This window comes from Natrinema sp. LJW11 (assembly GCF_056135975.1).
This window is the reverse complement of record NZ_JBWBDM010000002.1, coordinates 642136-658252: the sequence shown is the minus strand read 5'-3', so window position 1 is coordinate 658252 and position 16117 is coordinate 642136. Positions and strand designations below refer to the sequence as shown.

Annotated in this window: 12 protein-coding genes; 5 read left to right on the top strand and 7 right to left on the bottom strand. The window is 62.6% G+C overall.

The features are described 5' to 3' along the window. Position 1 precedes the first annotated feature (1 nt). Positions 2-964, top strand: a complete 963-nt coding sequence (locus tag AC0QDI_RS07870; RefSeq protein WP_474666895.1) for a glycosyltransferase — start codon at positions 2-4, stop codon at positions 962-964. Beyond that, complete coding sequence (locus AC0QDI_RS07865; RefSeq protein WP_474666894.1) at positions 954-2936, top strand: hypothetical protein; 1983 nt, start codon at positions 954-956, stop codon at positions 2934-2936. The genes AC0QDI_RS07870 and AC0QDI_RS07865 overlap by 11 nt, the downstream gene beginning before the upstream one ends. 414 nt (positions 2937-3350) lie before the next feature. Here the strand turns inward: AC0QDI_RS07865 and AC0QDI_RS07860 are convergent, their stop codons facing one another. Together AC0QDI_RS07860 and AC0QDI_RS07855 are read right to left on the bottom strand one after the other, a co-directional pair. Next, complete coding sequence (locus AC0QDI_RS07860; RefSeq protein WP_474666892.1) at positions 3351-3929, bottom strand: metal-dependent hydrolase; 579 nt, start codon at positions 3927-3929, stop codon at positions 3351-3353. Further along, positions 3930-4919: a DUF1616 domain-containing protein gene (locus AC0QDI_RS07855; protein ID WP_474666890.1), complete on the bottom strand. Its 990-nt coding sequence runs from the start codon at positions 4917-4919 to the stop codon at positions 3930-3932. Between the two features lie 388 nt (positions 4920-5307). Here AC0QDI_RS07855 and AC0QDI_RS07850 point away from each other — a divergent pair, with 388 nt between their 5' ends. Continuing rightward, on the top strand, positions 5308-5919 hold the full coding sequence (locus AC0QDI_RS07850) for a DUF7344 domain-containing protein (protein WP_474666888.1): 612 nt from the start codon (positions 5308-5310) through the stop codon (positions 5917-5919). Positions 5920-5986: 67 nt separating this feature from the next. On the opposite strand, the gene AC0QDI_RS07845 is transcribed toward AC0QDI_RS07850, so the two are convergent. Continuing rightward, a complete protein-coding gene (locus AC0QDI_RS07845; protein WP_474666886.1) occupies positions 5987-6382 on the bottom strand; it encodes a hypothetical protein in 396 nt (131 codons plus the stop codon). Positions 6383-6618: 236 nt separating this feature from the next. Continuing rightward, positions 6619-8322 (bottom strand): hypothetical protein, encoded by a 1704-nt coding sequence (locus tag AC0QDI_RS07840; protein ID WP_474666884.1) that lies wholly within the window; start codon positions 8320-8322, stop codon positions 6619-6621. Positions 8323-8546: 224 nt separating this feature from the next. On the opposite strand from AC0QDI_RS07840, the gene AC0QDI_RS07835 reads away from it, so the two are divergent. Then, positions 8547-9872, top strand: coding sequence for a polysaccharide deacetylase family protein (locus tag AC0QDI_RS07835; RefSeq protein WP_474666882.1), 1326 nt, complete (start codon positions 8547-8549; stop codon positions 9870-9872). A gap of 155 nt (positions 9873-10027) precedes the next feature. Here the strand turns inward: AC0QDI_RS07835 and AC0QDI_RS07830 are convergent, their stop codons facing one another. Together AC0QDI_RS07830 and AC0QDI_RS07825 are read right to left on the bottom strand one after the other, a co-directional pair. After that, positions 10028-11374, bottom strand: a complete 1347-nt coding sequence (locus AC0QDI_RS07830) for a PKD domain-containing protein (RefSeq protein WP_474666880.1) — start codon at positions 11372-11374, stop codon at positions 10028-10030. A 150-nt stretch (positions 11375-11524) separates the two neighbouring features. Continuing rightward, complete coding sequence (locus tag AC0QDI_RS07825) at positions 11525-12499, bottom strand: glycosyltransferase family 2 protein (RefSeq protein WP_474666878.1); 975 nt, start codon at positions 12497-12499, stop codon at positions 11525-11527. A gap of 236 nt (positions 12500-12735) precedes the next feature. On the opposite strand from AC0QDI_RS07825, the gene AC0QDI_RS07820 reads away from it, so the two are divergent. After that, complete coding sequence (locus tag AC0QDI_RS07820; protein WP_474666876.1) at positions 12736-13989, top strand: polysaccharide deacetylase family protein; 1254 nt, start codon at positions 12736-12738, stop codon at positions 13987-13989. A 421-nt stretch (positions 13990-14410) separates the two neighbouring features. Here the strand turns inward: AC0QDI_RS07820 and AC0QDI_RS07815 are convergent, their stop codons facing one another. Beyond that, positions 14411-16048 carry an oligosaccharide flippase family protein gene (locus tag AC0QDI_RS07815; RefSeq protein WP_474666874.1) on the bottom strand — a complete coding sequence of 546 codons (1638 nt, stop codon included), beginning with the start codon at positions 16046-16048 and terminating at the stop codon, positions 14411-14413. Between the last annotated feature and the right edge of the window lie 69 nt (positions 16049-16117).

The following is a 16117-nucleotide window of genomic DNA, read 5'->3' as shown; positions in this document are numbered from 1 at the left end:
TATGCACGTCCTTCATCTCATCACCTCCACGCGTTCGTTCTTCGAACAGCAGATATCGGTCCTCGAAGACCGCGGTATCGAATGTACCGTCATCGGCGTTCCCGGGGAGTACAGTGCCGACTCCCCGCGGACGCCGGTAGACTACCTCCGCTTTTACCCGCGCGTCCTCTCGCACGTACTGTCGGACGAGTACGATCTCGTCCACGGCCACTACGGCCTCGTCGCACCGTTCCTCCTCGCCCAGCCGACCCGCCCCGTCGTGTTGAGCCTCTGGGGGACGGACCTGATGAGCGACATGGGATGGCTCCGTCGGATCAGCCGATCCGGCGCTCGGTTCGCCGACGCGACGATCGTCCCGAGCCCGGCGATGTCCACCGAACTCGACGCCGAACACGTCGAGATTCCGTTCGGCATCGACACGGAGCTGTTCAGACCGATCCCGCGCGAGGAGGCTCGCGATCGGATCGGCTGGGACACCGACGCGCGGATCGCGCTCTTTCCGTACGACCGGAGTCGGGACGTCAAGGACTTCCCGCGGGCCGAACGCGTCGCCGACCGCGCCGACGTCGATCTCGAGGTACGGACGATCGACGACGTCCCCTACGAAGACATGCCCTACTACATGAACGCGAGCGACGTCCTCCTCGTGACCTCAAAGCGTGAGAGCGGGCCGCTGGTCGTCAAGGAGGCCGCCGCCTGTAACGTCCCGATCGTCTCGACCGACGTCGGCTTCGTCCGCGAGACGATCGGCGACGTCGACGACTGCGTCGTGGGTACGACCGACGACGAGCTCGCCACCGGCCTCGAGTGCGTCCTCGACGGCGCTCGCCGATCGAACGGGCGCGAAGCGATCGACGGGCTCGGGCTCGAGGCGATGGGCGACCAGGTTCTCGACGTGTATCGTCGCGTCCTCGAGCGTCCGACCGGGAGGGCCCATCGAGCGGGGGTCAGTCATGAAGTTTAGCTCGCTGTCGGAACTCCGGCCGCTGCGACTCGACACGCTCGCGGCGATCGGCGGGTTCCTATTCGCAGCGTTGCTATTCCCGCTCCGATTCCTCACGTCGCAGCTGTACATCAATACCGTTCCGCTGGTACTCGGAACCGCGTGTGCGCTGTATCTGCTGTCCCTGTACCAGCAGCGGGACGACTCACAGGCGTTCCCGACTCTCCCGTCCGCGGTGACGATGGCGCTCCCGAGCGTCGTACTGGTCGGACTCGCCGCGCTCGTGACGCTCACCGTCATACAGGGGGAGCGAACCCTCCTCTTTTTCGGACTGGCGAGCGTCGTCGGGACGCTCGTTATCGGCCAGATCCTCTTCGCGAGCGATCGCGACCTCCATCCCGGACTACTGGTGTTTCAGATCGTCTGCTTCGCGTTCGTCTTCCGGTTTACCGCACTGTACGCGACGCCGGGATACGTCGGGATCGACATCTGGACGCATCAGGGATTCGTCGACGCGATTCTCACGGAGCAGTCGCTAAGCGGGATCTCCCACGACAAACACTACGGTTCGCCGTTTTACCACCTGCTGGTAGCAACCTCGTCACTGCTGTACGACGTGCCGATTCGCACCGCGTTGTACCTCTCCGTCGGACTCGTGATGCCCCTGGCGGCCCTGCTCGTCTACTCGACGACGAACTTGCTCGTCCCGGTGCGGTGGGCGGTGCTCGCGACGGCGCTCTACGCGTTCTCGAGCCACGTCGCGAGGTGGGGCATGCACCTCATTCCGACGAGTCTGGGGTTGGTCTTCTTCCTCGGGATGCTGTACGCGCTGATCCGGGTGATGCGGATCGAGTACACGATCCGGGACTTCTCCCTCCTCCTCCTGATGAGCGTCGCCGTCATCCTCACGCACCAGGTGTCGACGTTCATCATGCTCGTCTTGTTGCTCGCGGCGTTCCTCGCACAGGTCGTGTTCGTGATCGGTCCGCTGGGGCTGACGCGGCTCGATACGAGCGTCTTCCGGACGAAGAAACCGGTCAACCTCGTCGGTCTCGTCGTCTTCAATCTGGGGCTGACGATCTTCGTCTGGTCGCTCACGCCGTACCGACAGGAGTCGTTCCTGGCCACGGTTCTGAGCTACTTCTCCCAGACGCTCGAGGAGAGCGCCGGCTTCCTCAATATCGCGAGCGCGTCCTCGTCCGACGGCGGTGAGGCGGGGGCCCAGGCCGCACCGTCGCTGATCGATCAGGTGGTTCCCTACGTGGACGCGCTCGGCTTCCTGCTCTTGCTCGGAGCGACGTTCGTCGGCTGTCTGTACGTCGTCCACAGACGACGCGCCGAACAGTCGGTGTTCACCCTCCTGCTCGCGGCGGCGTTCATGCTCGTGTTCGTCCTCGGATTGCCGATGTTCGGCATCCGGAACTTCATCCCGACGCGCTGGTTCGCGTTCCTCTACGCGCCGATGGCCATCCTCGGTGCGATCGGGCTCCAGACGCTTCGGGGGAGTCTGACGCCGGCACTCGCCGTCACCGTGTTGATCCTGGTCTCGCTCGTCTTTCCCGGCGCGATGGTCCTCGCTCCCGGGAGCAACGCCGACAACCCGGTTTTCTCGGATCACCACGAGCGCCTCGCGTACGACCAGACGGAGCTCGCCGCGGCTCAGGCGATCGGCGAACTGACCGGCTCACCGGATGGTGACGAAATCCGCAGGGATCAACAACTCCACACTGACCACCCGTATCAGACGCTAATCAGTCGGACTGGTGCCTATCCGTCGACGACGACCGCGACCGTTCCTGACGGCGGCGCAACGAATCACAGCTACACGGTCTATCGAACGGAGCAATCGACCGACGCGGTGTTCTTCCCGGACGCCGACGGGAACGCGGAGATAATGAACCCCTCTCGAGAGCGAATCTGTCGTCCGGATCAGGGGACGGTCTACACGAACGGGGACGTGACGTTCTGTACGCCTTCCCCGGCGGGGAACTGATCGCCGCTCTCGTCGGCGATTCGACTCGTTCGCGTTCGAATCGTTGAAGCAGACCTGACGACGAATCGAACGGGCTATTCTTTCTGTCGCATCTCACCGGTATCAGAACGGTCAGTACCACCTGTTCGGCCTGTTCACGGATGCCACCCTGTCTCTGACCGTCTCGAGGCCGAGAAACGCCGCTCGCGGCCACTGTGCCGACCAGCGGTGCGCTCGATCGAACGCCCAGCGGGACAGCGACGACCCGCGGTCACGGCTGACGTTGTAGCTACTGCCCCGTCGTTCGCCCGGTCGACTCACGGACGGAGCGGCCGAGAGAACAGCTACAGTAGCGAACCCAGCGACCGGAGAACAGAACAACGTCGAATGTGTCGTGACTCGCTCGAGACCGTTCCGACGCCGCTGGATTGCCGTTCACTGCCGTCTTTGAGCGTGCAACCCCCGCCAGATGTCAGCAGCGACCGGCGCACCGTCGAACAGCCAGAGTGCTAGGACGGCGAGACCCAATAGCGACTGGAAGACGACCTGTGACGTTAGTCCGCCGGTGACGATCGCGTTCACGTACTGAACGAAGTAGCGGGCGAAATGGTCGATGAAACCGCCCTGCGTGGCCGGTGGCGGCGATTCGATCGGCCAGAGAACGATTCGCAGGTCGACTGGTCGCCCCCTGAGTACGCGGTTGAGCAGATCGGCGACCGGGTGCGAGAGGTGTGCGAACGCGAACGCAACCGCGAGGATTCGGTTTCCTCGACGAGCAGCGACCGCATACGCTGCAAGAATGATAAACGGCGCGGCAAAAATGGAGTGCCCGACAGCGTATCCGGTCTCCATGACTCCGAACGTCCAGGCGAGCGGTTTGTCGATCAGATCCGGAAACTGTGAGCCGACAGCGACGGCGATCGTTTCCTGGGCCGAGGGAGATGTCCGGGAGAGCACGTTCCTGGCCAGCGAGTACAGGACATACGCGAACGCGAGATGCCCCCACGGCCACATTTACGAGACCTCGATCGGCAAGTGAAGCGTGCGATAGGCGTTCTCAGCCGTCGGCTCCGCCGGCGCTTCGCCCTCGTAGAGTAACAGGGTCAGCCGAAGGTCGTCGCCTCGCATCGTCGGCGTGATCTCGAGAGTCTGCTGGTGGGAGTCGCCGTCGGCGACTGTCGCACGCTGCCTATCCATCTCGACCGACTCGTTGACGGTCACGTTCTCCCCGTCGGAACTCACCCGCTGGAGCAACACGACGGTCGTGTACTGTCGCTCTTCGTGTTCCTGATTCGTGATCGTCGCCTGCAGCTCCTGGCTCTCTCCCGCGGTATACGTCGAGTCGTAGATCGTGTCGGTGTCGCCGGTGACGTTGTCCGTTTCCACGGAAATCTCCGTATATCCATCGTGCTGTGGCGGGTTCGCGAGGGCGAACCCAGCGCTCGCGAGCAACAAGACGACTCCGATCACGATGGCGATGTTGTACGGGCGAACGTCGATTCGCTCGTACGGGCTCGGTCGTCCTCGGGTGAAGAACGGAGATATCGACGAAACCGTGGGAACGAACCGTCTATCGGGCGGACAGCGATAGCGAGAACCGATCGCGAAGAGTGCCAGGACGACCGTCACTACCGCAAGTCCGGAGAGTACCGGTTCGAGCGTCAAACCCCTAGGGGTTACGCTCGCAAAAAGGGTGATCGCGGGAACGAGTGCAACGCTGAAAACGACTGACAGGATGGTTCGTTCGATCGGCTCGAGTCCGCCACTAACCAACAGTGGATTGCCGAGGCCAGTCTTCTCTTGATCGAAGGAGCGATAGTCGTCGTTGGGCTTGTCCGGAAAGAGGGCAGAGACGAGCGCATAGCCGGGAAGAAAGAGAATGAGTGGAATCGACAACGCGATTCGTATCGGTCCGGATACTCCTGAAAGAATTCCGAACGTGAGGGCGCCAGTGACTGCGACGACGAGTGCCAGATCGAAATACCACAAGCGGTTGTCGCTCATTGTCTCGTCACCAGGGGACAGTGGCGGTTTATTATCGCCAATATAAGCCCGATATAACGGGTGGGTCTGACGGTCGTCTGACGCTGAGTTATAATGATCTCGACAACCAATCCACTCGGTTTTTGAACTCCGATGCTTGAGCGCCATAGGAGCGTGAACGATCTGAAAATCGGGATAAGACTCCGAAATCCGCGCAGAGTATTCCCTCGAAATTAACACCCTGTCCCCTATTCAAAACGCTACAATCAGGGCCTCTAGACTAGTATTTCGGGGTATAAAAACAACTAAAAAGTAGATCGTCAGTTATGAAATCACGTGAATCAAGTAATTCTCAGATACACGATTTCTATCCTTTATTACCCTCTCCTGAATAGGGTTGATTATCGAAATGAAAGCGAAACATATCAGCTCCGAAGAGAAAGATGAGCAGGGTGTGACCGACGACGCTCAGGACGAGGTTGACGAAGCTGATTGTCCCTCCGAGGAGCAGAGCTTCTCGAAAGACGATGTCTTTCATCTCCTCCAAAACGAACGGCGTCGGATGGTCCTCCGGTACCTCCGCGGCTCTGAGGGACCCGTACGCATGCGCGATGTCGCAGAACAGGTCGCAGCGTGGGAGCACGATACCACCGTCGAAGAGCTCACGTCCACGCAGCGCCAGCGCGTCTACATCCCGCTCTATCAGTCGCACCTTTCGAAGCTCGACGAGGCTGGCCTGATCGACTACCAGCAAAACCGCGGCATCGTCGAACGAAAGCCACTCGCCGATCGAGTCGACAAATACCTCGAGCTGGACTCGGACGACGAATCGGCCGACGAGACGGCCGCTGAGAGCCCGGAGTGGGAGGACTACTATATCGGTGCAACGATCGTCTCCTATGCGATCCTCCTCGGTGCAGTGATCGAGCTACCGTTTACCTCGTTCCTCTCGGGGATCGGTCTGAGCGCACTCATCCTGTCGCTCTTCACGGTGCTCACGATCAGCCGACTCGTCAACTAACGACGGGTAGCGAACTGCTCCCGTCACAGCGTGATCAGTACAGGAACGGTACTCGCGGGTCTCTTCGTCACGAAATGAGGATAAACGCCGAGACGAACACGATGAGCACGAGCGCTAACCCGACCGAGATCGCCGCAAGCCTCGCTCGTGAAAGGGACTGGTCCTCGTCCGATCGGTCCGTTGACCGCTCGATCAGCCCCTGTGTTTCGTCGAACTCGATGGCACCCTTCGCGTCGAGTGCCGGCAGGCGGTTTTGGTGGAGTCGTTCGTGGATCGTCGCCCACGTTTCGATCGATGGGCGAGCCGGTTCGACCAACGTATCGGTAACTTCGTCGACGGTCACCGGAGTGTTCATCTCATCGAGGACGGCGACGAGGGCGGCATCGGATTCCGGAATGAAGTCTCCGATGCGGGTGTCGATCGTACCGTCCTCCGAGAAATCGCTTCCCGGAGCGTAGACCATCGTCACACCGGAAAGTGCATCGGAACCCTCGGACCGCTCTTCGGCGGAATCCGCGGACGAAGAGCGCAACCAAGACGGCGTCAGACGCATATTCCGCGCTAAAACACCGCGGTATATAAGACTTCTCACGGTTTAGCGCTCGTGAACGGAATAAAGAGGCATTAGAGCGTTTTCGAAGGTGATTATCGAAGTTGCAACTATCCACTCTCGCACACCGTCGGGACGAGTCAAAGGCGTTACGCGACGAGTGGATCCGGTGGCCGAAGCCACGGGAGCAGTTGCTCTCGCAACTCCGACCTGCACTCGAGCCACCCGCGGAGGTCGGTGAGCCGGAGCTTGTGTCTGGCCGGCAGGCCGTGGACGTGCTCGAGATCGCCCAGTAGCCGTCGATCGAAGTCGTGGCGTTCGAACAGCGTCTTCCGGTCCGGCCAGGGCGGTTCGAACGACGAGAGTAACGGCGTCTTCCGGCGAACGAACCCTTCGACCTCGTTGAGTAGCGCCGCATCGTACGGCCGATCGGGGGGTCTGTGTCGCAGGATATCGTCGTCGACCCGCTCGCACGCACGGAGGAACGTGTCCGTCGTTCGGTGTTCCGGCGGCGTCTTGAGATGCCAGTCGATCAGTTCGCGATCCGTCGCCAGAAACGACGTCACGAAGTGATCGGAGAGGTGATTGTGAAACGGTATCGACGGCTGGTTGGCGATGCCACAACAGGACAGCGCGTTCTGTACTCGATCCGCACGCGACCGTCTCGAGTCGAACTCGTCGATGATAGCCTCCCTGACGAACGCCTCCGGATCGACGTCGAAGGACGTTCGGTCGGCCAACTCGAGGCTGGCGTCGCGGCTGTACCCGAACTTCTCGAGGAACACCTCGACGGGGTCGGGATCGGACTCGAGTCCGCCGGTCGGGATGCGCTTGTCGAGGACGTCGACGGTCTTCGAGGCGGTGAAATGGCCCCGGAAGAACGTATCACAGAGGAGCCCGTGATACATCGTATCGACCCCGATCTCGTCCGTATAGCCGGCGTGGTGGATGTGCAACGACTCCTTGATCCCCTGTGAGTACGGGATCTTCGACTCGTCGGGCCGGAGATACCGCTCGTCCGGCGGGAAGGCGGTGTGACTCGCACCGTACTGAGCGGCGAGCGTTCTCGCAGCGCGGACCTCCTGTGCGTCGAGCGAACCGACCGTGTAACTGCAGTCGATGTCGTCGACCTGGGAGAGGACGATTCGGGAGTCGTAGCCAGCCGAGAGGAGAATGCCCTTCTGTCCGGGCAGCGACGACCGCCGTTCGATCGCCCGCTCGAGGCGATCGGCGAGTTCGCCGACCGGGTCGAATTCCGGGAGCGACTGGGGCTCGTAGACGAATCGTTCGAATGGGTCGACCGATGCGGGCGTGAGTCGACTGTCGATCGGGAGTCGGTGCAGTCCCGTGACGGCCGTCTTTTCGCCGAGTGTCACCCCCAGGTGCAGGAACTCGAGGATCCCGTTCCGATGCAGCGTCGGGTTCGTAATCGTGCGCGCGACTTCGGCGGAATCGGTTCCGAAGACGCGAGCCCCGGGCTCGTCGGTGTAAAAGCACTCTCGGGACCGGACCGGATCCGTCGCGACGAACGCTTCGTCGCTCGTTTCGGTGTCGATCACGGCCAGATACGACCCGTTGAGCCGTTCCAGTGCGTCGTCCCCCTCCGACTCGTAGTGCTCGAGGAGCCAGCGAGCGGTGTTGGGCTCGTCGTCGGGAACGTACGCCTCGCCCCAGATGAGGCAGTAGCCGTCGTCGCGAGTGTACGTCGCGCTCCAGCCGGGCGTCCCGAGATCGGAATCCCTGATTCCGACCGTGACGGTCGATCCGGTGAGTACTTCGTCGAAGTCCTCACTGGACCTGAACCGTTCGAACGCGTCAATACCGCCGAATACACCGAAGAGTTCCCTGTTCATCGTCGAAGACCACCGCGGAGACGGCGTCCGATCGGCGCGTGGAAAACGCTCCTCCCCACACCCCCGCTTCCGAACGCCTTTCTACTCTCCTCTTCGCGGGAGTTCTCAATAACTATGCGACTGTTAAGTACTGAAACGTCCGTTGAGCGCCGATACGAGCGGCCCCCGATCCCGACTATTAGATCTATAATAATAGGATTGCTGGCAGTACCATCGGATCGCTAATGTCACGGAAACGCGCGACACGACGACGGTTCCTCGCACTGTCGGGTGCAGCCGGTCTCACCGGGATGGCGGGCTGTGCGGACCAGATCAGATCTGCGACCGGCATGGGGAACGGGGACTCATCGGACGACACGACGGACGATTCGGACGACTCGGTACCGGGGCTGTCCGACGGCGTTCCGCCGCTCGAAACGGAATTCGACAGCCGGGAACGCCTTCGTCGACCCGGCAAGTCGTTCGACGACTTCAGCGACCTCGAGCCTTGGACCGTCGAGCAGGGATCGGGCGAAGCGGACACGGACACCGTCTTCGCCGGCGAGCAGAGCTTCAAGCTCCAGTCGAACGGCAGCGAGAACGTCGTCGCCCAGCGAAGCCTCAGCGGCGAAGACATGACGGACACGGACCTGTCCTTCGCTATACGGACGACGACGCCCCAGAGCATCACGGTCAACCTGCGCCTCGTCGACCGGTTCGGGAGCTCGAAAGTGTACTCGCTCCGCGAAATCACGTACCGTTCGCCCGACGTCGGGTGGTTCCGAGCGAGTCCGGGGGTCTTCCAGCAAAGCGGGCAGGCACCCACGCTCGATCACCTCGATCGGATCGAGATCCAACTGCTTCACTCCATGTCGGAAGCCGAGGTCTGGATCGACGATCTGCGCACGCACGAAACGCCCGATCAGGGGTACGTCATGCTCAGCTGGGACGACGGGATGCGCGACTACTACGAGAAGGCCTCGCCGCTCCACGACGAGTACGGCTTCCAGACGGTGCAGGCACCGATTCCGCGGTGGGTCGAACAGGGCGTAGACGACACCATGTCGCGCTCGGAGCTCACGGAACGACAGGAGGCGGGCGATCAGATCGTCGTCCACGGGACGCACGATCCGATGGCTGAAACCGACGAATCGGATCTCGAAGCCAGGCTCAGAGCCGACAAACAGTGGTACATCGACAACGGGTTCGAAGGGGCGAACTACATCGTCTACCCGCACAACAGCTACGACAAGGCGAGCCTCGAGCTGACCACCAAATACCACTACTGCGGCGGCTTCAATCAGGCCGGCAACGTCAACACGACGAACGTCTACGGCTTCGATCCGCTCGCGTTGCCGCGGACGATCGGGCACGACCTCGAGATCTCGAAACGGTGCGTCGATCTCGCCGCACAGCACAACCAGTGTACGATCCTGAACTTCCACGCCTTCGATGCCAACAACACGATGCCGGAGGGCGACTACGAGACGCTACTCGAGCACATCGATAGCGCCGACATCGAGGTCATCACGTTCGACGATCTCTGGAAAATGCGGACGAGCAACCTCTGATCGGCGACGGTCGGCTCGCCCGCTCGGTTCGCGCGGAATACTTCTCGAAGCGGACTGCGTCTCGATAGAGACTGTCGCTGTTCGCGAGTCGGAAACGACGGTGCTCCGGCCGTGGCCGTCGTCGTGGTCGCGCGGCCGGCCCGACAACCAGCGACTCAGCAGTTCGTCGCGAGCGTAATCCGATCGGTGTCGGTCGAGCCGTCGTCGTCGACGACGCGCAGCAGGACCGGATGTTCGCCGGGTTTGCTGACCGTCACCTCGATCGTCTCGCCGGTCTGGTCGAACGAGTCGTCGTTTTTGACGCACCACTCGTAGTCGACCAGTTCGCCGTCCGGATCGGACGACCCCGACGCGTCGAGCGTGACCGTCTGGCCCGGATCGAGCGCCGTTTCGCTGGTCCGCGCCGAACTGACCTCGATCTTCGCGGTCGGTGACTCATCGCTTGCGGCCTCGCTATCGTCGTCCGAGGCCTCGTCGCCGTCTTCGGTTGCGGTTTCGTCGCCGTCTTCGGTTGCGGTTTCGTCGCCGTCTTCGGTTGCGGTTTCGTCACTGTCTTCGGTTGCGGTTTCGTCGTCGTCCTCGTTTCCGGACGCTTCGGAATCATCACCCGTGTTCTCGTCGGCAGGCTCCTCGGACTCGGATTCAGAATCCGGCGGCTCCTCGTCGACCGGTTCTTCAGGAGCACTGCCGCTGTCCGAGTCCTCGAGGAGCAATTCGCCCTCCAAGAGCCGCTCGACGATGGCCGTATGCCACCGGACGCGCGTCTCGAGTTCGACGTCGGTCGAAACGGTCTCGGCGAGGAACCCGTCGGCGGTCAGGTCGCGCGCGGCTTTGTGAGCGAGCAAGCCGCTCGGATCGGTGTCCGGCATGGAGAACGGGCCGGTCTGGAACCTGAGATTGGGGTCGTTCACGTAGTTCCGAGTGACGTAGTCGGCCGCGTCCGCGGCGTCAGCCGCCTCGTTACCGCTCGAGTGGAAGATCGCCTGGCCGACCCCGTCCATGGGATCGCCCGCGTAGATCCCCGTCGACTCGTGGAGATCGATCAGGATGTCGGGGTCGTACTCGCTGACGACGTCCCAGATGGCGCGTGCGAGCGCCGTTCCCGGCGTCTCCCCCTCGGAGAACTGCCGGTTGAGGTTGTTCCCCTCGTCGTCGTTCCTGGTCCCGCGCTCGATCGCGACGGCGTTCGCCTCGGGGATCGCAACGAGCGTGCCGGCGTCGATCGTCCAGTCGGCGATCCGCCCCGCGGCCGTATACCCCGCGGTCTCGTTTCCGTGCAGTCCGCCGACGACGATCGCCGTCGGTCCGTCGGCGTCGGCGGTCGTCACGTACGCCGTCGTCTCCTCGTCGGTTCCCTCCCGGATAACGATAGAGTCTCGACTGACGCTTCCCTCCTCGTTTTGGATCGCACCGCCGACGACGCTGGCGGCACTTGCACTCGCGAGTGCAAAACCGGCTGTCGCGCCCAGTACGGATCTCCGTGAAAGTAAATCGCGTCTCATCCGTCCGGCCCGTCGTCACCGGTCGGCTTTATTACAGGTGCGATAACCGGCGGCAACGGAAGCGTTTCGCTTCTGCAATGGTTTTCCTCGATAGAACGCGTCTCCACTCCCCGTTCCGACCCGAAAGTAATCGGCAGGGAACGGCTCTGTTCACCGAGAGACCGCACGCTGCCCGACCGCGAGAGCGACGAGCAGGAAGCCGAGCACGAAGACGACCGGAAGCGGTCGCCGTCGAACCCCGATACCGGTGACCCAGCAGATACCGGGGTACGACCGCGGCGACGTGGCGGCGTTTCGCAAGTGCCACGCCCCTCGCAGGAATCGTCCCTCCGCGAGGTACCGCTTCGCGAGGATGAGTTCGTGGCTCGAGCGGATCTCGTACCCCTCTTCCTCGAAGCGTTCGACCTCGTCTTCGTACGCCGAGAGATACTGCCTGCTGGCGTTTTTAATGACATCGGCTGCCGGGTGACCGGTATCGTCGCGGTCGACGAGAACCTCGTCGACGCAGGCGAGTTTGCCCTGTTCGAGGACGCGCAGACAGAACTCGGGATCCTGGAACCGATCCAGTTCCTCGTCGAAGCCGCCGGCCTCCCTGGCGACCGCCGTGCGGACCAGCAGCGTCGAGCCGGCACCCGGCTGGACGTTGTCGGCGAGGATCTCACCGACCAGCTCGTCGTTGCCCTCTTTCGTTGGTTCGCCGTCCCCTCGAGCGAGCACGGACGCGGCGGTCGACCGGAACCAGCCGCTCGTTCCGGACAGATCGTACGCCGTGTCGCAGTAGGCTCCGACCCAGATGCTCGATCGATCCTCGAGGGTCGCGAGCTGGCGCTCGAGTTTCTCGGGGTGCCAGATGTCGTCCGAGTCGAGGAAGGCGACGTACTCCCCGCGTGCGTGTTCGAGACCCGTGTTCCGGGCGACGTTTGCACCTTGGTTGGTCGCGTGGATAACCGTCCGAACTCGCGGATCCTCGTACGCGGCCAGCACCGATTCGGTGTCGTCGGTCGATCCGTCGTCGACGACGACGACCTCGAGGTCGTCGATCGTCTGTTCGAGCGCGCTGTCGATCGCGCGTTGAAGCGTCGCCGCTCTGTTGTACGTCGGGATGATGACGCTGACTCGAGTCATTTCCCGGTTCTACCGGTTCCGATCGGATTATTATCGCGTAACTAAACGACGGAATTCGCCGGTATCCGTCCACGCAGCGGCGTGTGCGTCGCGGCGGCGGTACCGCGCGGTGTGACGAACAGCCCTGTCTGTCGCGACTGATGGCCGCTCGAGGTGACAGCGATCGAATCTCGTCGATCGGCAACGCTCGGCTAACATCTGTATAAGAAAGATCAAACGACACATGGGAATGGCTAATGACGAACCGAAACAGACGAGCGTTCATGACTACCGTTGCGGCGACCGGAACACTCGGGCTCTCCGGGTGCCTCTCGCAGTTGCGGGAGCTGCGTGGCGGCGATACCTCGTCGACGGATTCGAGGCCGAACGAAGACACCGATCGATCCGGAACCGACGGACCGCAACTGCCCGGGGAATCGATCGACGATTTCGAGTCCCTCGACGACTGGATCGCGATGATCGACGGCGGCACCCTCGAGGCCGGGACCGACGATCCGTACGGCGGATCGCAGTCGGCTCACCTCACCGCGAGCGAGGGCACGGAGTACGCGGGGATCTACACGGTGGTTGACGGAGTGGACCTGAGCGGTTCGAACCTCTCGCTCGCCGTCAAGTTCACCGGCCGCGAGCAGCTCCGACTCACGCTCGAGTTGTTCGCGCCGAACTCGCGAAACGCTCACGTGCTGCAGCGGACGCTCATCGGACCGTCCGATCGGTGGGTCCGCGTCGACTTCGGAACCGGTCAGCTCGAGGCCCAGCCGGATCTGACGGACGTCAGCGAGATTCGGTTGACCGCTCGTCGGCGCGGCGACACGTCCGGCGCGATCGACTGTCAGATCGACGACCTCCGCGTCGTCGATCGACCGGAGACGGGCAACGTGTTGCTCCTGTTCGACGGGATGTTCGAGAGTCACTACGCGGAGGCCTTCGAACGGATGAAGTCCTACGGCTACGCGGGCGTCGAAGCGGTCATACCCGAGGCCGTCGGTGAGGGCGAGCGGCTCACGATCGACAGGCTCGAGGAACTGAGCGACGCGGGCTGGGACATGGCGGCTCGGCCGCGAACCGGCGCTCACTTCCTCCACGAGTACTCCCCCGAAGAGCAAGCGCGGATGATTCGAGACACGAAACTGCACCTCGAGAGCCTCGGCTTCGAGGACGGCGCGAAACACTTCGTCACGCCGCGGAACGTACTCACTCCGACCGCTCGCGACCTCGTCGAGGAACACCACGAACAGGCGTTCCGGTTCGGCGGCGGTCCGAACGGACTGCCGCTCACCGACCCCTACAACGTGGGATTCTTCGCCGGCGACGCCGGCGACGTGACGGAAACGTACGTCGACTACGCCGCCGAGTACGGTCAGCTCGCGGTGTTGCAGTTCGATTATATCGGCGAGGACGGGATGAGCGTGCAGGCGTTCGCGGACCTGCTCGAGTACATCGACGAACGGAACGTAGAGGTCGTCACTGCGACGGATCTGTTGTCGTAGCCACTGAAACGGTTTTCACGCTGATCGCACAGTCCGCAGTTCTCACTCACGGTGCTCGCTCCGAACCGCGCTCCTCTCTAGTCGATCCGGTGTGTAGTGGCCGTCAGTGGCTCCGAACGCGGGTGTATGACCGGTTGTGGCGATGAAGAGCCGATGGTATCGTTGCCGTGACCGGCGGTATGACTGAGGCGTCTGCCGCTTCGGGAAGAACGTGCGGTCGTCGGAACAGTGTTTGGTACGGTCGGGGAGACGCCGACGTCAGCTGCGAGAGAACCGCGTGCGTCGATCGAACGTCGGACCCGCTGTGTTCGGACATAGCGCGGTGCTTCGCCGTTTCGCTCGACTCTCAGCCGTCTTCTGTGTTACGTCCGCTCGTCGCGACCGGCGGTCGACTCGAGCGACAGCGTCGGATGGGACTGGGTCAGGGAGCGACGCTCTGCAATCCGGGGTCGAGCATTCCGAATACGAGTCCCGCGACGAGCAGGGAGAGCCCGCCGACGAACAGGAACAGCTGCAACCAGTTCCGAGTCGTCTCCTCGTTCTCGCCGGCCGTGAGCCGGCCGTGAATCGCATCCGCCGTCCCCCCGATCGGACCGGGGAATAACGACAGCAACTCGAACGGCTCGGCCGGATCCAGTGCGCCGACGAGCAGCGCGAACGTGATGAAGAGGAGGAATCCGACGGGCGGGACGACCGCGAGCGCGAGCCACGGATTCGAAATCGCCGCCGAGAGGGCGACGATGGGAACGGCTGCGAGGACGGTAGTCAGTGCCGCTCGACCGAGCCGCGCGTCCTCGAGCGGATTGAAGCCGATGCGTCGCGCACTCAGACAGTGGAAGGCGAACATCGATCCGTATCCGACGCTGGTTGCGACGGCCGCGCCCCCCATTCCGAAGCGGGGAATAAGCGTGACGTTGAGCGCGACGTTGATCGCGGCCGCGGCCCCCGTCGCCGCGACCGGATACCGGAGCGTCCCCTTCCCCTGCGATACTGCGAGGATCGGTCGTGCGAGCGCGAAACCGAGAGCGCCGGGGAGTAACAACAGCAGCGGGGTGATCGCCGGCTCGGCCTCGGCACCGAAGTAGATCGGCACGGCGACGTCAGCTAGCGCCGCGAGTCCGACCGCCATAACTGCCGTCAGCAGAAACGTGTAGCGCGTCGTCCGAGATGCGAGGGCCGAAATCTTCCGATAGCGGTTCTGCGACCACAGCTCCGACGTCGAGTGGACGAACACCGTCTGGATCGCCATCGGGACGAACCAGAGAAACTCGGCGAGCGTCAGCGCTGCCTTGTAGTTACCGACCGACGCGTCCGATCGAAAGTGGTTGAGCATGATGATGTCGATGTGGTAGAGCGACATCAGCAGGAAGATCAGCGCGATGCTCATCGAGTTAAACGTGAGCATCTCCGTCCGAGGGAACTGTTCCGTGGGGCTGGAGAAGACGGACGACAGGGAAATCCGACGGTGAACGAGGAGGAGCCCGATCACACCGACGAGGAGGCTCGCGAATAGATGCCCTGCGAGCGCCCCCATCACGCCGAGGCCGACGTACGTTAGCGGGAGTGCGACCGCGACGAAGCCGACTTTATCGAGAACCTTGAGCGGCTCCGAGTACCGCTCGAGGCCGAACCCCATGAGCGTCTTCCGCGCGAAGTCGCGGAACTGCGCCGTGATAACGAGCGCGGCGAGGGCGTAGAAGTAGGTCGTCAGCTCCGATCCGAAGGCGAGGCTGACGAGCCCGACCCTGGTCGCGAATACCAGCAAGAGCGCCCCGAGACCGGCCAGCAAGATCGCTAGCCGGAAGTAAAAACCGACGACGTGTTCGCTCCAGTTCGCCGCGCCGCGGTCCTCGGCGAGGAACTTTCGGACGCCGTCCGTGATCCCCGAACTGACGAAGATCATGTAGATCGCAAAGATGGATAGCAAAAACGCGTACTCGCCGTACCCCGATGCACCGAGAAATCGGTACAGCAGCGGCGTCGAAAGCGCAGTGACGACGAGAACGATGAGTTTCGCACTGACGACCGACACGACGCCGCTCGTAATACTCCTGTTCACGGTTTCTCTCTGGTTCCTTCGAGCTGCCACTCGACAGCCATCCCCCCTGACGATCGGACACGATCCGAC